The following is a 20,801-nucleotide window of genomic DNA, read 5'->3' as shown; positions in this document are numbered from 1 at the left end:
GTCCTCAATTCTCTTAACAACCGACCTTTGGGATCATCGTTGCATTTTGAATAAGTTAAAATTATGAGACTGATGAATCAGAACAGATTCTTCAGTCTCATTTTCAGTTAACTTGCCAATGACAAAACGATTGTTAGTAAAAACATTCAAAAAAAGTTCTTATTATTCAAGAACTGTCGCAATTTATATTTTTAGACACTCTCTAGCAGGATTTTTTTCTGATCTCTTTAATACGCATAGCGTTTGCGTGTAGTACATATAAACTTGATAAGCTGATTACGTTCACCTACCAGATCTGTCGCCCCTTTGGTATGAATAGGACTGTCATCGTGTCATCTGATTGACGTATATTTAAGATATACCAAAGTGACTCGACTTTTTGCTCCTTGTTTGCCACTCTTGCAAATCTATAATGTCAAACAATCTAGACTTACTGCTTATAAAAATAATCAAAAAAAGAACCCTTGAAATTCAAGGGTTCTTCCACTATCAGATAACGATAGATTAACGACGGATTTCTTTGATACGAGCAGCTTTTCCGTGTAATGCACGTAAGTAGTACAATTTTGCACGACGTACTTTACCGTAGCGAACGACTTCGATCTTTGCAACACGTGGTGTATGCAATGGGAATGTACGTTCAACGCCTACTCCGTTAGAAACTTTACGTACTGTATAAGTTTCGCTGATTCCAGCTCCGCGGCGTTTGATTACAACACCTTCAAATAACTGGATACGTTCACGTGTACCTTCGACAACTTTCGCATGAACACGTACAGTGTCACCAGGGCGGAAAGCTGGGATGTCAGAACGTAATTGTTCTTTTGTTAATTCTTCGATTAATGGATTCATTGATCTTTTCTCCTTATTCCAAACATTCTTATGAGTTTTCCCTCACAGCGGAACATCGTAATAGTTAAGTGCTTTTGCACTCACCATAAGATACTATCATACTATCAATTTAGTGTAAAGAGTCATATTGATATTTCTTATTCTATTTCGTCTGATTCTTCTTTTTTGACTTCTTCTAACAATTTCAGCATTTGTGGAGTCATTGATAATTGTTCCAATAAGTCAGGTCGGCGTTGATAGGTTCTTCTTAAGGATTCTTTCAGTTGCCATTCTTCAATCAATTTATGGTTTCCATTTGTTAAAACTTCTGGGACTTTCATCCCGTTAAATTCTGCTGGCCGTGTATATTGAGGATGTTCCAATAATCCCGTTGAATAAGAATCTGTTTGAGCGGATGTTTGATTTCCTAAAACATCCGGTAGTAAGCGGACTGTTGCATCAATCATCACCATTGCGCCAAGTTCGCCACCAGTCAAGACATAATCACCTAAAGAGACTTCATCCGTAACTAGCGAACGGATTCGTTCATCATAGCCTTCGTAATGTCCACAAATAAATACTAAATGTTCTTCATTCGAAAATTCTTCCGCCATCGCTTGATCAAATCGTTTACCAGCTGGATCCAATAAAATCACACGTTTTTTTGTTTCAGGATTTGCTTGTTCAATAGCTTTGATATTGTCATAGATAGGTTGGACTTTTAACAACATCCCTGCCCCGCCACCATATGGATAATCATCGACCGTTTGGTGTTTATTATCGGAATAGTCTCTAAAATTAGAAACATTGATCTCTAACAATCCTTTATTGACCGCTTTACCGATGATCGATTCACCCATTGGTCCTTCAAACATTCGTGGGAAGAGTGTTAAGACATCAATTTTCATCATCGATCAATCCTTCTGGAATCTCGACGTAAATGACCCCATTTTCTAAATCAACTGTTTTAACCACTGAGTCAATATAAGGAAGCAAAACATCTTTTTTCTTTGGTCGTTGGACTACCCAAACATCGTTAGCACCTGGTGAAAGAATTTCTTTGATTTTACCTAGTTCATTCCCATTTTCCTCAACGACCTTTGCTCCAATGATCTCATGATAATAAAATTCATTTTCTGGCAACTCAATCGTTTCTTCTTTTGAAACTTTTAAAATACCATCTCGATATTTTTCAACATCATTGATTGAAGGATGCCCTTCAAAACTTAACAAGTCAAAATTTTTATGTTTACGATGACTTTTGACGGTTAATTCAATTGGCGCTTTCTTCTCTTGAAACAAGGTAAGTACAGCACCTTTTTTATATCGTTCTTCTGGAAAATCTGTGGTAGAAATGACGCGCACTTCTCCTTTGATCCCTTGAGTATTTACGATTTTTCCAACATTTAAATATTCAGTCAACTTGTATCCCCTTTTCCTTTTCACACATGTTTCAACCAAACAATGGTTTTTAAATGGCTGAACGTGTTTTTGACGTATCTGCCTTATTTTAGCATGTGTGCATATGCAATTCTACTTTCTTTTCGCTTTTCTATATCATTTTCCAATCATTTATTGGTTCATAGAAACAGCCATTTTCAATGCGGAAAGAGTATCTTTGTGGGTAACAGTATAAACATTTTTAGGCTCTTGCCAGCTTACTTGTGTAGCTTGTTGGGAAGAATCATTCATTTCAACCGTAATTTTTCCGTACTTCTCAGGAGCAGGCAAACTTGCTTTTTCTAAGTAAGCAACGATTTCTTTGGCTAACGGTACAGGATCTTGTCCTTCAATATTACTTGCCCGGACACGAATACTCCAATTTCCTTCTTGCCATTCTAGAATACTAGATCCCGCTGCTCCTTGTTGATAGCCAGTAATATTGTAGCCCAAATCGACTTGTCGGCCGTTTGTATCAACCGTAACTGGTTGCAAGGCATCAATTGCTTCTTGACTAGAAGCAAAGCCATACTGGTAAAGATAAGAAGCCATCGGGGTTTCTTGATTTAACTCTTTGGCATTTAAGACATAGGCTTTGGGTAGGTCATAGTATAAGATTGAAAAGCCCTGTTTGGTTTCGGCAGCAGCGATGTTTAATTTCCCTGTTGTAATCGGTATCTCTTGTGGCATCGGTGTTGTTGGGTATTTTTCTTTCAGTTCTTCAAATGCGGTTTGTGCTTGTTTATTCTGTGTAGATGTTTCTGTTTTTGTAGTCGCCGTTTCCGTTGTATTTCCAGACATCTCAGAGCTTTCACTCTTTTTGGTTGTTGATTGAGTATCTGTTTCTTTGGAACTACTATGACTCGTTGAATGAGTCTCTGGTGTCGCCGTATCAGTTGTTTCAGTAGAATTATTTGTTCCTTGACAGGCACTTAAAAGTAAAAGAGCTGGTATCAATAATGCAACTTTTTTCATAGGTATCTACTCCTTTCTATACTTTAAGGATACGCTTTCTATAATCATTTGCCAAGTAGTCCCCTCAAAAAGAAAAAAGCTGTCTCGTCAAGACGAAACAGCTTTTTTTATTCCTTATGATCGATAATATTTAAACGCACTTTTTTCGGTGCATTTGTTCGTACCCCGTAAACGATCGTACGAATTGCTTTCGCAACACGCCCTTGTTTACCGATGATACGACCAATATCTTCAGGAGCCACAGTTAGGTTATATTCATAGAAGTCTTTTGACTCAGTGACTTCTAACTGGACTTGTTCAGGATAAGTGACTAACGGACGAACGATTGTTAAGACTAATTCGCTTAAATCTTTCATATCCGATCACCTTATTTCTTTGAGAATTTAGCTTCGTGGTGTTTTTGCATAACGCCTTCTCTTGAAAGGATGTTACGTACAGTATCAGAAGGTTGCGCACCTTTAGATAACCAGTTAAGAACTAAATCTTCTTTTAAAACTACTTCTGCAGGGTCTTTCAAAGGATTGTAAGTACCTACAGTTTCGATGAAACGTCCATCACGAGGAGAACGTGAATCAGCTACGACGATACGGTAAAAAGGACTCTTTTTAGAACCCATACGTTTTAAACGGATTTTAACTGCCATTATATATTTCCACCTCCATTGTTTTATTCACAAGTTGTAGTGTAACAGTTTTTTTTTACCCTGTAAAGCTTTTTTTCTTTACAGCTAATAAAAAATTTTTTCAACTCTCTTTTTTATTGAAAAAAAGAATTCCTGTCACTAAAAAGGCAGCAATCATCAAACCTGTTACCACTAAAGAAAAAGAATAGTTACTCGAATCAATCCTTTCCCCTAATGCGTTCGAAACTGTCGTTAAATAAAAAGGAGAATACTCAGCAACTTTTGTAAACATAGATAACAGATAACAGCCAGCCACACAAATCCCTCCACAAGCTAGCACAAAATAGCCAGAAGAAATAAAGGAGGACAACCATAGAAATAAAGTATATAACCACACACCCCATAAATAATAATAAAAACTTCTTGTCCCTAATTGAACAACCAGCTCATTATCCCAATAAATAGCAGTATAAAAGTAAGTAATGAAGGAGCAACCCCAAAAACCAACTGCCCAAAAAAACTGTCCCATGATCCATTTAGTAAAATAAATTTTCCAGCGAACCATTCCTTTGGTTAAAAGATTAATCAATGTTCCTTTTTGATATTCATTCGTCAATGTCGAGCTAAACAATAACAAAAACAATAAAAGAAACATAGGCATGTTTTTATAAAATTGTCCCCAAGAAGTCAGCGCATCTACATTGACTTCCCCGATTTTCATACCAGATGCTGCTAAATTTTCTGACATCGATTGAACGATGTAGGGTGTTAATTTGGCTATCAGTGGATTCATGATCCCAAAAATGATCGTTAATGAAAGCAACAGTAATAATCTACCTGTACGCCAATTTTCCTTCCATTCTTTTTTTGAAAATGCGAGTAATTGCTTCATTTGTCCACCACTTCCATAAAAATTTGTTCTAAGGAAGGTTCTAAACGATGAATCGATTGAATCGGTAATTTGTGATCAACAATTAAAGATAGTGCACGAAGTAAGTCTTCGTTAGTTCTGCCAGGATAAATAAGGGTTTCATTTTTCATGATTGCTCCCGGCAAAAGCGATAAAAATTCTTGAGAATGTTTCACAGTTGGAAATTGGATTTCAAATCCTTCATTTTTAGGATGGGTTTTCAATTCTGCTACCGTGCCTGATAAAACGATTTCTCCTTTATTTAAGAAAGCCACTTCATCACAAATTTGTTCCACGTCTGATAGAATATGTGTGGAAAAAAGGATCGTTGTTTGCTCTTTGACACGTAATAAGATATCCAAAATTTCTTTACGCCCCAATGGATCCAACGCCGAAGTCGGCTCATCACAAATAAACAGTTTTGGTTCGTTCAGTAACCCTTGGGCAATCCCCAAACGTTGCTTCATCCCTCTTGAAAAAGTCCTAATCCTTTTTTTCTCGTGAGCCAATCCGACTAACGCTAATAACTCTTGCGTTTTTTGTTGGATTTTATGTTTAGGCATCTCGGTGATTTCCCCGCATAATTGCAAATACTCTTCGGCGGTAAGGTAGTCATAAAACATCGGAATATCTGGCAAATAGCCGATCCAGCGATTCGTTTTTGTTTGACCATAGTGAACCGTTTCATCATTAACCTTGATTGTTCCAGCATCTTTTTTTAGCAACCCCAAAATCAATTTCATCGTTGTCGTTTTCCCTGCACCATTTTTTCCAATAAACCCAAAGATCGTCTTTTCCTTGACGGTAAGGGAAAGATGGTTCAACACTTTTTTTTCACCAAAAGATTTTGATACATCGATTAGTTCAAGGATCGCCATTATGCCTCCTCCTTACCGAACACGAAATACAAGATTGGACCAACAAATTGAAATCCTATGAGAATTACGATGATCCAGAGTGTTCGACTGCCAAATCGATAATGCGTATGAGTCAAAATATGATAAAGGGCATAAAAAAATAACCCAAGTTGTATGATCACTAACGGGATCAAAAATGGTAAAAACTCGTTAATATGCATTTGTTCCACCTACCAATTTCATCTTTTTATTTGATGCTGCGTTACCCAAAGTCATGCGATGATGTGTACCGATGTTTCAATGAGAAACATTCTTTATCAAAAGTTCATGTACTACACTCTTTTCTAAAAAAATCACACAAACTCCTTCAGACAAGACTTCTATTCACTAATTATAGAAGATCCATGTCAAGTGAAGCAAATATATATATGCAATAACTACTATAAGTAGTCGAAAAAAGTAGTTAAGTTAGTCACTATGTTCCTCAAGTGTTTTTATTTGCTGAGTTTACTTATTTTTTGTAAGATAAATATAGAAAGTTTGAAGGAGGAATTGTTTTATGACTAAAAAAATTGGATTTTTTGTAGGTAGTTTGCGTAAGGATTCGTACAATAGAAAAGTAGCAGAGGCTTTCGCTAACATGCTACCTGAAGGATATGAAGGTGTTTTTATAAAGATCGATGATCTGCCTTTTTATAACGAAGATCTTGAAACTCCAGAGAATGCTCCTGTTGAATGGAGTCGTTTCCGTGATGAGGTCAAGGAATTAGCAGGTGTTGTTTTTGTTTCTCCAGAATACAATCGTTCGGTTCCTGCTGTACTTAAAAATGCACTAGATGTAGGCTCTCGCCCTTACGGTCAAAGCGCATGGGACGGCAAACCTGGGTTAGTTGTCACTGCTTCCCCTGGCGGTATCGGTGGATTTGGCGCGAACCATCACCTACGTCAATCACTTGTATTCTTAAATGTTCCTACCTTACAACAACCTGAAGCTTATATTGGCAATATTGCAAACTTAGTTGATGAAGAAGGTCATATTGTGGAAGGAACACTCAGCTTCTTCCAAACGATTCTAGATGCTTATCTTGATTTTTTAAATAAATTAACTAAGTAAAAATTAGCTTTGATAAGCGATGGGTCGAATCAAATAGATCATATATGAAGGAAACAATCGAAAAAAGGTTGTGACCTGTCTAGCTCTGAAAAACAAGCCGAAGAATCCGAAAATAGCTTCTCCTATTTTTGGAATTCTTCGGCTTGTTTTCAATACATGAATAAGACCACGAAAAAAGCGATAAGCTCCGAGCGGATCAGAAAGGATTTGTTAAAATCGCTCCTCATGCTTTGAAAAATTTTCATTTCTCTTTATGTTCTTTTTTCCGAGACTTCTCTTCCCTTTTACTAAACCAGTATTATCCACGATTACTTACATAATGCAATTCAATGAACTCTCCAAAATAATTAGTATCAACTAGTTTCAATCGTTCTTCGTATGCGCCTTCTTGAAACAATCGAATACCTTCTCCTAAAAGCACAGGTGCGATTTGGATCCACCATTCATCGATCAAATGATTTTCGATCAAAGGTTTCAACAAATTCCCACCACCAACGACCCAGACTGTTTGGTTAGAATGTTCTTTTATGTTTTTCACGAATGAAACAGGATCTTCATGAACAACTGTTGCATCATTTAATACCAATTCTTTGTTAGTAGAAAATACAAAATTCTTTTTTTCAGGATACAGATGGTCAGTTGCTAACAATTTTTTGGCTTCCTGATAAGTTTTTCTTCCCATAATCGTTTGATCAATTGTTTGATAAAAAGCCTCGTAAGTTGTTTTTTCTCCAGTTGGTGTGTCAAATAGCCATTGTAAACTATCCTCTTTTGTTGCTAAGTAGCCATCTAAACTAATGGCTCCATAAAAGACGATTTTCCCCATCATGTTCACTCTCCTTTTCCCATCTGGCTGACTTCTTGTTTGCGAAAGCAATGATCTAAATGGTCATTGACAATTCCCACAGCTTCTAAAAAAGCATATATGGTTGTGCTTCCGATGAATTTAAAACCGCGTTGTTTTAGATCTTTAGCGATTTGATCAGATAACGGGCTCGTTGTTGGTACCTCATTTTGTTCTTTATACGAGTGATTGATCACTTGATGATCCGAAAATGACCACAAATAATCCGCAAAACTACCAAATTCATGTTGGATTTTTTGGACACCCTGAGCATTGGCTACCGCTGCTTCAATTTTACGACGGTTACGAATGATCCCTTTATTTTCCATCAACTCATTGATTTTTGCTTCTGTATATTCGGCTACTTTACCGATCGAAAAAAAGTCATAAGCTTCATCAAAGGAGGCACTTTTATTCAAAATCGTTTGCCAGCTTAATCCCGCTTGATTGATATCTAACATCAATTTACGAAAAAGTAATTGATCATCATATTCTGGAACACCCCAAACTGTGTCATGATAATGTTTCATACTTGCTGTTTGCTCACCCCAAGGACATCTTCGTTTCATTCTCTTCACCTCTTAGCTTTATTGTACCATTCCTTTGTTTCTCTATCTAAAAAGAGGAACGCTATGGCAGGTAGTTTTTGAATTGGGCTTATCTATTATTATGCAAAAAAAGAATCGCAAAGCCAGCAGAAGCTAACTCAACGATTCTTTCGATGGATGAAACGGTAAACAAAATTCTACTATTATAATAGAAGTACGATAGACGTACGATAGACGCTTTATTTCCGTTTTTTCTTTTTCTTTTTGTTTTTCTTGATCATGCGATTCATCGCCATTTTTCCAAGTTTTCCTTTGACACCTGTGCCAAACATTTGGTCCATTCCAGGAATATTCATATCTCCCTTAGACATTTGTTGCATCATTTTGCGTGATTCTTTAAATTGCTTAATCATGCGGTTAACTTCAACCACACTGTTACCAGAACCTGCGGCAATCCTTCTGCGACGACTTGGATTCAATAAATCAGGGTTTTCTCTTTCTGCAGGTGTCATTGAGTAAACCATTGCTTTTTTACGTTCGACATCTTTAGGATCTACTTTGACATTTTCAATCCCTGGTACTTGGTTCATCCCAGGAATCATTTTGATCAGATCCTCTAACGGTCCCATCCCCATCACTTGATCCAACTGTTCAATGAAATCATTGAAATCAAATGAATTTTCCCGCATTTTTTTCGCTAATTCTTCTGCTTTTTTCTCGTCATAGTCTTGTTGCGCTTTTTCGATCAACGTCAACATATCGCCCATACCAAGAATACGGCTTGCCATACGGTCTGGATGGAAAACTTCAAGATCTGTTAATTTTTCCCCTGACCCGATGAATTTGATTGGTGCGCCAGTCACAGAACGGATCGAAAGTGCTGCACCACCACGTGTATCACCATCTAATTTAGTAATAACTACCCCAGTGATCCCTAGTTGTTGGTTAAAACTATCTGCCACATTGACAGCATCTTGACCGGTCATCGCATCGACAACCAACAAGATTTCATTTGGTTGTGTTAATTCTTTGATTTGTTTCAATTCATCCATCAGGGTTTCATCGATATGCAGACGCCCCGCCGTATCGATCAGAACATAATCATTTTTCTTTTCTTTTGCTAATTCCATCCCTTGACGAACGATCTCAACTGGACTAACATCTGTTCCCATATCAAAAACAGGGACATCTAATTGTTGCCCTAGAACTTTCAATTGATCGATCGCAGCTGGACGATACACGTCACCTGCGATTAGTAAAGGACGTGCATTTTCATTTTTCTTTAAATAGTTGGCTAGTTTACCAGTAAACGTCGTCTTACCTGCCCCTTGCAAACCTGCCATCATGATGACTGTTGGAATTTTTGGTGATTTATTCAATTCAACAGTTTCTGCCCCTAAAGTGATCGTCAATTCTTCATCAACGATCTTAACGATTTGTTGTGCAGGTGTTAAACTTTCTAATACTTCTACACCAATCGCCCGTTCTCGAACACGCTTTGTAAAGTCTTTTACTACTTGTAAGTTTACATCGGCTTCTAGTAATGCAAGGCGGATCTCCCGCATCATTTCTTTGACGTCAGCTTCTGAAACTTTCCCTTTTTTTCTTAACTTGCTCATTGCCTGTTGAAGGCGCTCAGTTAAATTTTCAAATGCCATGATTTCTTCATTCCTTTATTCTTCAATTTCTTGGATCTGTTTCACATAATCAAGGAGAACTTCATCTTTAGGATAAGTTTCCTTTACATAAGTTTTCATTTTTTCTAATAACTGTTCCCGAACAATATAATTAGAGAAAAGATGGAGTTTCTTTTCATAATCTTCTAAAATCTTACTGGTTCGTTTGATATTATCGTATACTGCTTGGCGACTTACTTCATACTCTTCTGCTATTTCTCCTAATGAAAAATCGTCTGCATAATACAACTCCATATAATTCATCTGTTTTTCGGTTAAAAGCGTAGAATAAAATTCAAAAAGTGCGTTCATTCGGTTCGTTTTCTCGATTTCCATTCTGTTCACCTCGCAATTTCAACCATTCTTCATCAGAGAGTACGGTCATCTTTTGTTGGATAAAATAAGCAGTTGCTACACCAGTTCCAGACTTCAAGGTTCCTGAAAAACTCCCATCATAAATAAGAGAGGAACCACAAGAAGGACTTTTCGCTTTTAATATCACTAAATCTATTTCTTGCTCTTTTAATTTTTGATAAGCATGGATTGCCCCTTCTTGGTAGGCTTTTGTGACGTCTTCACCATTTGTAGTGATCACTTTTGCCTGACCATTCCAAACGTCAAATCCATCGCCACCAACGATTTCTGCTGGGGCTCTAGGAGTTGAAAGACCGCCCATTACTTCAGGACAAACCATGATCGCTTTACCTTCAGCGACCAGTTTCTTTAATTCCGGCACAGCTTTTTCTTGTCCATCATACCGACATAAGACACCGCCTAAACAAGCGCTAATTCCGATCAATTGCCACTCACTCCTTTATCCAACAAAGTGCCTTCCTATTATACCATTTATTTAGTTGGTAAAATAGTCCTTCTACTGGATTCTATGCTAAAATAAGAAATGTCTATTCATGACACTTAATTAAAAAAACCAGGCATTAGTTGATAGCTGTTTTTAAATAAACAAAAAGAATGAACGCAAGAAAAGGGAGAAGTTATGGAAAAAGTATTAGTGGTAGATGATGAACCTTCAATCGTCACATTGTTGACATTCAATCTGGAAAAAGAAGGGTATCAAGTAACAAGTGCTTTAGACGGACAAAAAGGACTGGAATTAGCACTGGAAGAACCTTTTGATTTTATGATTTTAGATGTGATGCTGCCTTCTATAGATGGTATGGCAATCACCCAAAAGTTAAGACAAGAAAAAATTGATACTCCAATTTTAATGCTAACAGCCAAAGATGACCAGGTCGATCGGATCATCGGTTTGGAAATTGGTGCTGATGATTATTTAACAAAGCCTTTCAGCCCTAGAGAAGTACTTGCTCGAATGAAAGCTATTTTTCGCCGCATCGAACCACGCCATGTCCAACAAGAAGAAGCAGAACCTGCTTACCTAACGATTGGACAGATCAAAGCAGATTTAACGAATTTCCAAGTAACCGTAGAGGAACGACCGATCGAATTAACGCCAAAAGAATTTGAACTGCTCGTTTATTTTATGAAACGAAAAGATCGTGTAATTGATCGTGATACGCTGCTAAATCGCATCTGGAATTTTGATTTTGCAGGTCAAAGTCGAATCGTTGATGTCCATGTCAGTCACTTAAGAGAAAAAATCGAAAGAGACCCTAAACATCCAAAATATTTAGTGACAGTTCGCGGTTTTGGCTATAAATTTCAGGAACCAAAACGATGAATTGGAAAAAAATTTCTGAGCGTGTCTTCTTTTTCATTCTCTTAGTGGGACTCTTTTTCGGTGGCTGGCAAATGATTTCTCAATATTTCAAACAACAAATCATCGAGCAACAAGAAAGCTATCTTTCAAAAAAAGGGCAATTGCTGATCCAGCAATTGACTATTGATGATTTATCTTCGAAGCATAATCAATCAGTTTTAACAGACTTTGTTCATCAATCAAATGAACGACTAACCTTATTAGCTCCAAATGGTACAATCCTATTCGATACGACCGATCACTCACTACGAGGGCAGCGAAATACTCGTCCAGAAATCAAAGCAGTCCTTGATGGCGGCTCACTAGGTACTTCTTTAAGAATGAGCAGTACGTTAAAGGAAGAACTATTATATGTAGCACTACCGATCAAGAAGAATGGGCAGTTGGAAGCCATTATTCGAATCGCAGAACCAACAAACGGCTTTTTGCCAAGAACAGAAAATTTTCGTCGTTGGGTCTTTTTCTTCTTTTTGGTTTTCTTCGTTGTTTTGTCCAGTATGAGCTATTATTTGGTTTATCAACGTAACCGTCCCTTGAAAACCGTGCTGCCCGTCTTAAAGAAAATGGTCAAAAACCCTGATAAAACCGAGACCATCATGCAAACTTCTGATCAATGGGAAGAACTTTACCAAACGATCAATGCTTTGAGTGAACAAATGAGTAAAGTCTATCGTGCCTATACGACCACTGAAGAACAATTGTATACTCTATTGAATGAATTAATGATTGGTGTCTTTTTGATCGATTCAGAGTCACATCTGCGGATATTGAATCCAAAAATGCAGGCACATTTAGGGGTACATGATTATCAGCCTAATCAACGGTATACTGAGATCATTCAAGAGCCAAAATTAATCCAATTGATTCACCAAGTTACGCCAAATGAACCATTGATCCATCAAGAAATTACTATTTCAGAGGGACAACAAACATTAGACATCAGCTTACGTTACTTCAATAGTTCTGAAGAGACTGGGCAGATTCTAGGCGTGGCTTATGATCTCACAAAAGTCAGACGATTAGAAAAACTGCAAAAAGACTTCGTAGGAAATGTTTCTCATGAACTTAAAACACCGGTTACTTCATTGATCGGATTTACTGAAACACTGCTGGATGGAGCCAAAGATGACCCAAAAATATTGAATGAGTTCCTATTGATCATGCAAAAAGATGCGATTCGTTTAGATAAGCTGATCCGAGAAATCATTCAGTTATCAAAAGATGAAGAAACGGCACACGAAACGCAAACCATCCATTTAGCAACTTACTTTGAACAAATCATTCAAAGTTACCAACCAATGATCGAAAAGAAACACTTAACCCTGGAAATGCAACAGAAAGAACAATCATTTACAACTCAAACTGAACTCTTATACCCGATCATCAAAAATCTGATCGAAAATGCAATCCAATATTCTAAAGAATCAGAGAAAATAATCATCCGTTACGAGGTTGACAACCAATTGACATTCTCCGTCCAAGACTTTGGTATTGGGATTGATCGTGAAGATCAAGAAAGGATCTTTGAGCGCTTCTATCGAGTGGATAAAGCACGTAGTCGACACTCAGGTGGTACTGGTCTAGGTCTGGCTATTGTGAAAGATTACGTCAATCTCTTGGGTGGTACGATCAAAGTGGAAAGTCATCCAGGAATGGGGTCGACTTTTACCGTCACCATCCCTCCAGCATGATCACCTTTAAATCTTCAAAAAATGAATGAACAAGTGAAATAGCGGAACAGAAAAAAATGAGAGTGGGACAATAGTTCTTTCTCAAAAAGAAAATAAGTTCGATTTTGATGTTTATTGTCAAAATCGAACTTATTTTTTCTGTTTTGCGCACTTTCCTCTCCATATATTTTCCTAATTTTCTTAAATTTAATGCCATCAGTGCCAAACCAATATCAATCGTTGCTCCTTGTTTCCCACGCAAATGGAAACGATGGAACGCCAAATGAGCCTTTAGATGTCCGAACACGGGTTCGACATCCATTTTTCGTTTCCGATAAATCGAACCAGTTTTCTCCTCTAAAAGCTTTTTTCTGCATTCTGCTTTGAAATAGCGCCAATTATTATTTACTTGAATTTTTCGCTTTTGTTCACTTTTCGCACGCGTACATTGACGACGAACTGAACAGTTCCGACAATCCTCACATTCATAGATTTTGAAATCTCGAATAAAGCCACCTTTATCTTTTCTGCGACTATAATTTTTGAACGGTACCGGACGATTCGCTGGGCAAATATAGGTGTCTTGTTCTTCAAGATAACGCCAATTCTCCACGTTAAACGGATTATCCTTGTACTTCTTTTTATTTTCTTTGTGATAACTGCCATATGTAATTAAGGGAGTTTTATGTAGAACATCGTTGATATACATGTAATTTTCTTCGCTACCATACCCTGCATCTGCCACAATGTACTCCGGTAACTCCTTATGTCGGTCTAAAAAAACTGTCTAAAAATGGATTCAATGTTTTGGTGTCTGTGGGATTTGGAAATAATTCATAGCTCAAAACATACTGATTTTCGGTGGCGATTTGTAAATTATAACCTGGCTTGAGCTGTCCATTTCGCATATAATCGTCTTTCATCCGCATAAAGGTGGCATCAGTATCTGTTTTTGAAAAGCTATTTCGTTCTTGAAATAGTTGAGCATACCGTTCATACTTTTGTTTTCTTGGCAGATAATCCGTTTGTACCTGTCGGAGATATTTTTTATACATTCTTCTTTTTTTCTTTAGTTGACTTTGCTTTTCTTTGCATTTTTCATGTGTTAATTGTACTTGTGTTTCATGGAGTTCAGCTTCTAAATGATGAGCGACTTCTTCTAACTGGTCGCTCGTCAATCCATCGGATTGACTTTCTCTTTTTAAGCAAGGAAGAATTTTCCTCTTTGATTAAAAGCGTTTTGATAAAAAGCTTCTTGATTTTTCATCTAACAACCGTTCATACCGAGTGGTGGCTTTACGCCWAACAAAGACTGAACTTATTGGCGTCTGCTTCAATTTTCGTACCGTCAACGAAGATGGCTTCATTATCTATTCACTTGATTGGTTATCAGTTGACGGCGAAACAACACAAAAAGCCTCTGCTAGAAGCTGAGCTGTCGTTTCCTGACTTCTGAATCGATTGATCGTGCGGTAACTCACTTGTTCATGATTGGACTAGCCCAACGCATACGGTAACTATCGTCTATAAAAATTCGATCTTTCTGCCAGAAAAAACACGTTGCGTGTAGGCATAAAGAAGAATTTTCAACATCATTTTGGGGTGATAGGCTGGACGTCCCAGCTGTTGTTCAATTTGGTTGAAGAGCGCTTGCGGGATTGCTTCTACTAACGAGTGAACCGCAAAGGCAACATCCGTTTCTGGAATATAATGTTCTACATCTAGTGGTAAAGTTGTTTGGTTGATGGTATAATTTTTAAACATAAGGCACACTCCTTTGATTTTTTGTTTAGGCACTTTAATCATACAAGGTTGTGTGCTTTTTGTGTACCTTAAAATCAAAAAAAAATGGGGCAATAATCAGATTTTTTTCTGACTATTGTCCCACTCTCATTTTTGTTTTGTCTATCTGTTAATCGTGTTTATTGTCTACTGAAAACAGCACTTTGAGCCAGAACCAAATAGACCGTTTTTTCTTTCCATCCTTCAACTGGCTGTAATTTTCAATCATTCGCGAATACTGCCGGAAAATCGAGTCCGCCGCAAAAAATAGAATCAAAAGCAACAGAATCGAAACGGGTGAAATAGCGGAGATAGAAAATAATTTATGCAGAAAGACGACTGAAAATAAGATACCTGCTGCGCAAAATAAAATGATCCGCCCTCTGAATTGGTTCAATGGGTGACAAATTTTATAGAGTACGAGAAAACCAACCGCTGTCAGTAGCATCGTTGAAGCAGTGGAAACATCTGTCTTGTTCAAATGCAAGATGACACCGCCTACCACTAAAGTCCCCACGACAGTCATATCTGTTAGCCCACCAGGAATGGCTTTTTCTAAGACATTCACAATAAACTTTCCTTCAATTCGATTTTTGTTTTCTTCAAGAGCAAGTAAAAACGATGGCAAACCAATCGTAAACAGACTAATCAAGGTAATTTGAGAAGGCTCCAACGGATAAGTCAGTGCGAACAAGACAGAAAAGACGGAAAGTAAGAAAGAAAAAATATTTTTTACTAAAAACAAACTAGCAGATCGTTCAATATTATTAACAACTCGCCGACCTTCTGCTACGATCTCAGGCATTCTAGAAAAATCAGAATCTAATAAGGCAACTTGCGCAGCTTGGATCGTTGCTTCGTTGCCAGAAGCCATAGCGATACTACAATCAGCTTCTTTCATTGCTAAAATATCATTGACACCATCACCAGTCATCGCGACTGTATTTTTTTGTTTAAGAAGCTGAACGAACTGCATTTTTTGTTCAGGTTTTACCCGTCCAAATACGGTGTATTTTTCCACTGCTGAGAGATAATCTTCCTCAGCAAGTTGAGAAACATCAATATATTGGTCTGCATTAGCAATGCCCGCCTGTAATGCGACAGTTGAAACGGTCTGCGGATTATCCCCTGAAATCACTTTGATTGCTACCCCTTGTTCCTTAAAATAAGCAAATGTGTCAGGGGCTTCTTTTCGAATTGGGTTGGCAATCAAAAGATAAGCAAGCGGAATCACTTCTGCTTCTAAAAGTGCTTCGCTCAATATTCCTTGGTAACTACCGAAAACCAACACACGATAGCCCTGATCAGCATATTGATTAAATTCATTTTTAACTGTTTCGAAACGTTCACGTAAAACCATTTCTGGCGCTCCTAATACATAGACCCCATCCGCAAATGTTACGCTACTGAATTTTTGTACCGACGAAAAAGGCAAGATAGATAAAGGTTCTTGATCTGTAGGCTTATTAAAGTACGTTTTGATTGCTTGCATCGTCGCATTGTCATTTGCCATAGCTTTAGCATAATCTGAAATGAGTTCTTGAATCCTAGTTGCCTGTTGCTCCGCTTGCTCATTTTTAGCAATCACTAGTTTTTGTACAGACATCTGATTTTCAGTAATAGTTCCCGTTTTATCTACACATAGTACATTAACCCTTGCTAAAGTCTCTATGCTTTTCATATCATGTAATAATACTCGTTGCTTAGCTAAACGAGCGGCACTCATTGCTAGAGCGATCGTTGTCAATAAATACAAGCCTTCTGGTATCATCCCGATTAAAGCTGCTTCCATGGCTACCACACTTTCTTTGATCGTGTTGCCATTAAAAAAGTAACTTTGTGAAAACAAGGTTATGCCGATGGGAATAATAATGATCCCGATCCATTTGATTAATTTATTCAGCGAAGCAATCATTTCTGATTGTTCGCCTCCTCCCATTTTTTTTGCTTTTGCTGTTAATTGGGAGATGTAAGAGTCATAGCCAACCTTGTCTAATCGTACATAAGCCTTACCAGAAACGACAAAGCTCCCTGACATCAAATAATCATCTACTTCTTTCACGATCTCATCTGCTTCACCTGTCAAAAGTGCTTCGTTGACTTGTAATTTACCGTCTAAGACATAACCGTCTGCAGGAATCTGTTGACCCGTTTCGAGCAAGATGACATCATCTAAAACTAATTCCTCCATATCGATCTTATTGGCTGCGCCGTTTCTTACGACTGTGACTTTTGCTGCATTCAGTACACTCAAATTATCTAATATCTTTTTTGAGCGAATCTCTTGATAGATAGCAATTCCCGTGTTTGCAAGAATCACTGGCAAAAAAGTCAAATTTTTATAGGAACTAACTAGACATAATAAAACTGCTAAGACGATAAAAATCAAATTAAAATAAGTAAATATATTTTGCAAAACGATTTGTTTGTTCGTTTTAAATGATGGGTCGATCGTTTCATTTGTTGCTTGAGCATGCACTCGTTCTGCAACTTGCTCATCTGTTAGCCCCTCTCGATAATCGGGAGCATATCTTGTAATATTTTTAACTGAAGTTTGATCTTTTTCAACTTCCGTTTGATGACTAAATATTCTCATTTACCGTTTACCTCGATTATTAGTATTATATTTACCTTAATACATTTGTAAAAAAAAGCCTATGAAATGACTAATAAATATCTTTCATTACTGTCATATTCATTTGCAGGAAATAGCTAAAAAAAAAGCATGCCCGTTAAAGGCACACTTTTAGGGGTAGCAGATTTGAGTACATGATTGCTTATTTTAAGTTTCCTTCAGCATCACGTTCTACTTTCATCGCAGTAATTGGTAAGTAACCGAGTTCTTTCACCGGTCCTTGTTGGATTTCGTCTGTCATCATATAATCTAAAAATTTTTGAACTTCTGGGGAAGGCTCACCTTTTGTATACATATGTTCATAAGACCAAATTTTCCAACTGTTGTCAGCAACATTTTCTTCTTTTGGTTCTACACCATCAATACTTAAAGCCTGTGTTTTATCATCCAAATAAGAAAAAGCAAGGTAGCTGATCGCGCCAGGAGTTTGGCTAACAATTTGTCGAACAGTTCCTGATGAATCCTGTTCTTGTGATTGTACTGGAGTAGCACCATCTAATCCCCACTTTTCAAAAGTAGCTCGTGTACCACTACCATTTGCCCGATTGATGACATTGATTTTTTCATCTTTCCCACCTAGTTCTTGCCAATTGGTAATTTTCCCAGTGAATATATCAATTAATTCCTGTTTTGTAATATTTTTGACGTTCGTGTCTTTATTGACAATTGGCGCCATACCTACCACCGCAACTTTATGATCCTTTATTTTACTTGCATCTACGCCTTCTTTTTCCTCAGCAAAGACATCTGAGTTTCCGATCGTCACTGCCCCAGACTCGACCTGACTTAACCCAGTACCACTTCCGCCACCTTGGACAGAGATTTGATAGTTGGGATTTTTTTGGACAAAACTTTCTTGTGCCGCATCGACTAGAGGTTGGAGCGCAGTAGATCCGACAGCCACGATTTTGACTTGATCGCCAGAAGTTGCAGAATTATTTTGTGCTGCGGAGCCATCCGTGCTACCAGAACCGGAACCACAGCCAGCTAACATAAGACCTAAAACACCTAAAGAAAATAATACTTTTTTCATTGATATACCCCTTTCTTATTTACAAGTAAATTGTAGCAATCTACTGTAAATCCTGCATATTGAAGGTGTAAATATCAAGTTAATTTATGTAAAGTTATCGTAAATCGAAGCCAAATAAAAAGGCTTCGTACTTTTTGATGTTGGTGAAATTCACCGACAAATTTTTTATGATGTAAAAACAGAGAGAAGAGCCCCCCTGAAATCCTTTAAACCATTATCCGTCACGTAAAACTATTTTAACCAAAAAAACACAGAAAGAAGTTTTCTTCTTTCTGGCCAAATGATTCTAGACTTTCTCTTTACCAACGTCATTTGACAAAAAGCCCAAAAATAAAGGTTAATTTATATCAAAACTAACCTTTAATCCTTTTCTTTCTTCTCTATCTACGATATACTATAATTAAATAAAGGAGCTATGCGCTAACATAGCCCTTAATGTGTAGTCCGTTCAAAGCGGATGGCATTTTTTAACAAGTTTAGAGCCTGTCTACTCTGCCAAAAGTTGAGACGGCTCTATTTTTTTTGTTCTTTTTTGAACTTTAACCAAGCTAAAATCGAATCGCTAGCTTTCGCTACGGCAGTAATTACTACTGCTGCTGCTCCGATAATAGCAATGATTTGATCCAATGAGAACAAATCAGGCATTTCCTTTCTAAAGAGTACGTCCGATAAGCTAATAAGCCCATAGGCACCACGCTCCTTCAATTGGATTTGCCAAACCGCCACAAACTTTCTACAATAATATTATATCATAGAATGAAGATCTTTAGCTTGCTTAAAAAAGGTTGATTATTACATGAAAAGAAATATTTCATTTGCAGAATATTAGTGCATTCAGTTATTTATTCTTTTATATTTGATTTTCTTCAGGCAACCTTGCTTCTTCCATCCTTTCAGGTATTTTTGTACAGTGTTTTCAAAATGTCGAATCCTGCCAACGCCTGTTTTGGGATCAAAAATCTTTGACAAAGAGCAAAAAAAACACTGTTCGCTACTATCATTTGCTCACAATGTTTCCTCTTTATTGAACCAATTTATTAACTTCGCCGGACAGTTTTTCTTCTATTCTTAATTTTGCTATAGAATAAAAAATGACTGCTAATAAAAACGAAAGAATCGCTAGATAAAAACTTGGTTTAATGGTCAAAAAGTACATCGAAGTTTCCCCTGTATCTTTCAATCCACTTTCACTTAAGCCATTCGGTCCAACAATGATTCGTGGCAGAATAGAAAAAAAGGAAGTAAAAACCAACATACAAGAAAAATGAATCAAATGCCAATTATAACTATTCATAAATTTATTTGTCAAAATCAAGCTCATACTCACTAAAAAATAGAATAGTGTTAAAATTGGAAAATTTTTCGATACTACAATCCCAGTACCATGAATTAGCCCCAAAATTTCTGCTCCCTGAACAACGGCATTCACCCAAGTAAACGGCAACAGCAGAATTGGAAAAAAACCAAAAAATAAATACAATTGTTCAAGTTTTATTTTCTTTTTCATCACTTTACTCCTACGCGATTTTTTCTTTCACCTACTATAAGCGTTTTCTCTAAAAAAATTAGGGGGAAAATCTTTTTTTTAGAGATAAGGCTATGAGAGTTTATTCATTTAATCTACAAATTTCAAAAAAGTGTTTGATTATTAGCTGGTTGATTTTAGAATGAAAGTAGAAGAAATCGGATTCACCTGATTGGGGGAACACACCATGAAAAATCATGGAAAAAAATTAATTTTGCTCTTACTTTTCATTCCGTATGTGTACTTCTCTTTACTACTAGATTATCGGTATCATTCTGTTTTTGGCTTGATTTTTTTGATTTTTCTGTCTTTTTACGCTGGCTTTAGCTTCCAGAAAAAGCAACAGTTACTCTTTCTCTTCTTTATTAATATTAGTTCAACATTCATTTCTTATTTGATTTGTCACTATTACTCTGATTGGCATTTCTTTTACCAGCCATTCAAACCAACCCAACTGATTTTACTGCTTTCGGTTTTGTATTTGATCCCTCAAATTCTTGGGGCTTTTTGGGCAAGAATTTTCACTCGTTAAATCAGTGAATCGAAAAAATATGACTAGCAAAGGATCGGTAACCACCCAATTTTTATAGAAAATCAGCTA

At 37.0% G+C, this 20,801-nt stretch carries 22 protein-coding genes and 1 pseudogene; 4 read left to right on the top strand and 19 right to left on the bottom strand.

Features of this window, described 5'->3' with window-relative positions:
* Positions 1–504 precede the first annotated feature (504 nt).
* From rplS to EHR_RS08610, 9 genes are all read right to left on the bottom strand, one after another.
* Positions 505–852, bottom strand: coding sequence for a 50S ribosomal protein L19 (gene rplS, locus EHR_RS08650; RefSeq protein ID WP_002286913.1), 348 nt, complete (start codon positions 850–852; stop codon positions 505–507).
* Between the two features lie 137 nt (positions 853–989).
* Entirely contained in the window at positions 990–1,739 is a 750-nt protein-coding gene (gene trmD / locus EHR_RS08645; RefSeq protein ID WP_025480115.1) for a tRNA (guanosine(37)-N1)-methyltransferase TrmD, read from the bottom strand.
* A complete protein-coding gene (rimM, locus tag EHR_RS08640) occupies positions 1,729–2,253 on the bottom strand; it encodes a ribosome maturation factor RimM (protein ID WP_010718461.1) in 525 nt (174 codons plus the stop codon). The genes trmD and rimM overlap by 11 nt, the downstream gene beginning before the upstream one ends.
* A gap of 150 nt (positions 2,254–2,403) precedes the next feature.
* A complete protein-coding gene (locus tag EHR_RS08635; protein ID WP_010737912.1) occupies positions 2,404–3,246 on the bottom strand; it encodes a hypothetical protein in 843 nt (280 codons plus the stop codon).
* 107 nt (positions 3,247–3,353) lie between these two features.
* The gene (locus EHR_RS08630) at positions 3,354–3,602 is read right to left on the bottom strand and encodes a KH domain-containing protein (RefSeq protein ID WP_010718463.1); all 249 of its coding nucleotides are present in this window, start codon (positions 3,600–3,602) and stop codon (positions 3,354–3,356) included.
* A gap of 11 nt (positions 3,603–3,613) precedes the next feature.
* Positions 3,614–3,889 (bottom strand): 30S ribosomal protein S16, encoded by a 276-nt coding sequence (rpsP, locus tag EHR_RS08625; protein ID WP_010718464.1) that lies wholly within the window; start codon positions 3,887–3,889, stop codon positions 3,614–3,616.
* Between the two features lie 100 nt (positions 3,890–3,989).
* On the bottom strand, positions 3,990–4,760 hold the full coding sequence (locus tag EHR_RS08620; RefSeq protein WP_010718465.1) for an ABC transporter permease subunit: 771 nt from the start codon (positions 4,758–4,760) through the stop codon (positions 3,990–3,992).
* A complete protein-coding gene (locus tag EHR_RS08615) occupies positions 4,757–5,656 on the bottom strand; it encodes an ABC transporter ATP-binding protein (protein ID WP_010737913.1) in 900 nt (299 codons plus the stop codon). The genes EHR_RS08620 and EHR_RS08615 overlap by 4 nt, the downstream gene beginning before the upstream one ends.
* Positions 5,656–5,856 carry a PLDc N-terminal domain-containing protein gene (locus tag EHR_RS08610; RefSeq protein ID WP_010737914.1) on the bottom strand — a complete coding sequence of 67 codons (201 nt, stop codon included), beginning with the start codon at positions 5,854–5,856 and terminating at the stop codon, positions 5,656–5,658. Before EHR_RS08610 ends, EHR_RS08615 begins: the two co-directional genes overlap by 1 nt.
* Before the next feature lie 338 nt (positions 5,857–6,194).
* Here EHR_RS08610 and EHR_RS08605 point away from each other — a divergent pair, with 338 nt between their 5' ends.
* On the top strand, positions 6,195–6,749 hold the full coding sequence (locus tag EHR_RS08605; protein WP_010737915.1) for an NADPH-dependent FMN reductase: 555 nt from the start codon (positions 6,195–6,197) through the stop codon (positions 6,747–6,749).
* A 298-nt stretch (positions 6,750–7,047) separates the two neighbouring features.
* Here EHR_RS08605 and EHR_RS08600 read toward each other — a convergent pair whose 3' ends face one another.
* The 5 genes from EHR_RS08600 to EHR_RS08580 all read right to left on the bottom strand — a co-directional run bounded on the left by EHR_RS08600 (position 7,048) and on the right by EHR_RS08580 (position 10,616).
* The gene (locus tag EHR_RS08600) at positions 7,048–7,575 is read right to left on the bottom strand and encodes a dihydrofolate reductase family protein (protein WP_014834542.1); all 528 of its coding nucleotides are present in this window, start codon (positions 7,573–7,575) and stop codon (positions 7,048–7,050) included.
* A 5-nt stretch (positions 7,576–7,580) separates the two neighbouring features.
* Entirely contained in the window at positions 7,581–8,162 is a 582-nt protein-coding gene (locus tag EHR_RS08595) for a DNA-3-methyladenine glycosylase I (RefSeq protein ID WP_010737917.1), read from the bottom strand.
* A gap of 218 nt (positions 8,163–8,380) precedes the next feature.
* Positions 8,381–9,799 (bottom strand): signal recognition particle protein, encoded by a 1,419-nt coding sequence (gene ffh, locus EHR_RS08590; protein WP_010718476.1) that lies wholly within the window; start codon positions 9,797–9,799, stop codon positions 8,381–8,383.
* Positions 9,800–9,814: 15 nt separating this feature from the next.
* On the bottom strand, positions 9,815–10,153 hold the full coding sequence (locus EHR_RS08585; RefSeq protein ID WP_010718477.1) for a putative DNA-binding protein: 339 nt from the start codon (positions 10,151–10,153) through the stop codon (positions 9,815–9,817).
* Entirely contained in the window at positions 10,113–10,616 is a 504-nt protein-coding gene (locus tag EHR_RS08580; protein ID WP_010718478.1) for a 2-thiouracil desulfurase family protein, read from the bottom strand. The genes EHR_RS08585 and EHR_RS08580 overlap by 41 nt, the downstream gene beginning before the upstream one ends.
* Positions 10,617–10,811: 195 nt before the next feature.
* Here EHR_RS08580 and EHR_RS08575 point away from each other — a divergent pair, with 195 nt between their 5' ends.
* Positions 10,812–11,516, top strand: a complete 705-nt coding sequence (locus EHR_RS08575; RefSeq protein WP_014834541.1) for a response regulator transcription factor — start codon at positions 10,812–10,814, stop codon at positions 11,514–11,516.
* Positions 11,513–13,246 (top strand): sensor histidine kinase, encoded by a 1,734-nt coding sequence (locus EHR_RS08570; RefSeq protein ID WP_010737918.1) that lies wholly within the window; start codon positions 11,513–11,515, stop codon positions 13,244–13,246. The genes EHR_RS08575 and EHR_RS08570 overlap by 4 nt, the downstream gene beginning before the upstream one ends.
* On the opposite strand, the pseudogene EHR_RS08565 reads toward EHR_RS08570, so the two are convergent.
* From EHR_RS08565 to EHR_RS08545, 5 genes and pseudogenes are all read right to left on the bottom strand, one after another.
* Positions 13,227–14,989, bottom strand: a pseudogene (locus tag EHR_RS08565) (IS1182 family transposase). The gene EHR_RS08570 and the pseudogene EHR_RS08565 overlap by 20 nt on opposite strands.
* A gap of 148 nt (positions 14,990–15,137) precedes the next feature.
* On the bottom strand, positions 15,138–17,603 hold the full coding sequence (locus tag EHR_RS08560; RefSeq protein ID WP_010737920.1) for a cation-translocating P-type ATPase: 2,466 nt from the start codon (positions 17,601–17,603) through the stop codon (positions 15,138–15,140).
* 181 nt (positions 17,604–17,784) lie between these two features.
* Positions 17,785–18,675, bottom strand: a complete 891-nt coding sequence (locus tag EHR_RS08555; protein ID WP_010737921.1) for a phosphate ABC transporter substrate-binding protein — start codon at positions 18,673–18,675, stop codon at positions 17,785–17,787.
* A 513-nt stretch (positions 18,676–19,188) separates the two neighbouring features.
* Positions 19,189–19,401 carry a hypothetical protein gene (locus EHR_RS08550; protein ID WP_014834536.1) on the bottom strand — a complete coding sequence of 71 codons (213 nt, stop codon included), beginning with the start codon at positions 19,399–19,401 and terminating at the stop codon, positions 19,189–19,191.
* Between the two features lie 295 nt (positions 19,402–19,696).
* A complete protein-coding gene (locus EHR_RS08545; RefSeq protein ID WP_014834535.1) occupies positions 19,697–20,182 on the bottom strand; it encodes a hypothetical protein in 486 nt (161 codons plus the stop codon).
* A gap of 205 nt (positions 20,183–20,387) precedes the next feature.
* Here EHR_RS08545 and EHR_RS08540 point away from each other — a divergent pair, with 205 nt between their 5' ends.
* Entirely contained in the window at positions 20,388–20,732 is a 345-nt protein-coding gene (locus EHR_RS08540) for a hypothetical protein (RefSeq protein WP_014834534.1), read from the top strand.
* Positions 20,733–20,801 lie beyond the last annotated feature (69 nt).

It is taken from the genome of Enterococcus hirae ATCC 9790 (genome assembly GCF_000271405.2).
GTDB lineage: Bacteria > Bacillota > Bacilli > Lactobacillales > Enterococcaceae > Enterococcus_B > Enterococcus_B hirae.
Note: the sequence above shows the minus strand (reverse complement) of the source record. Positions and strands in the feature narration are given on the sequence as shown.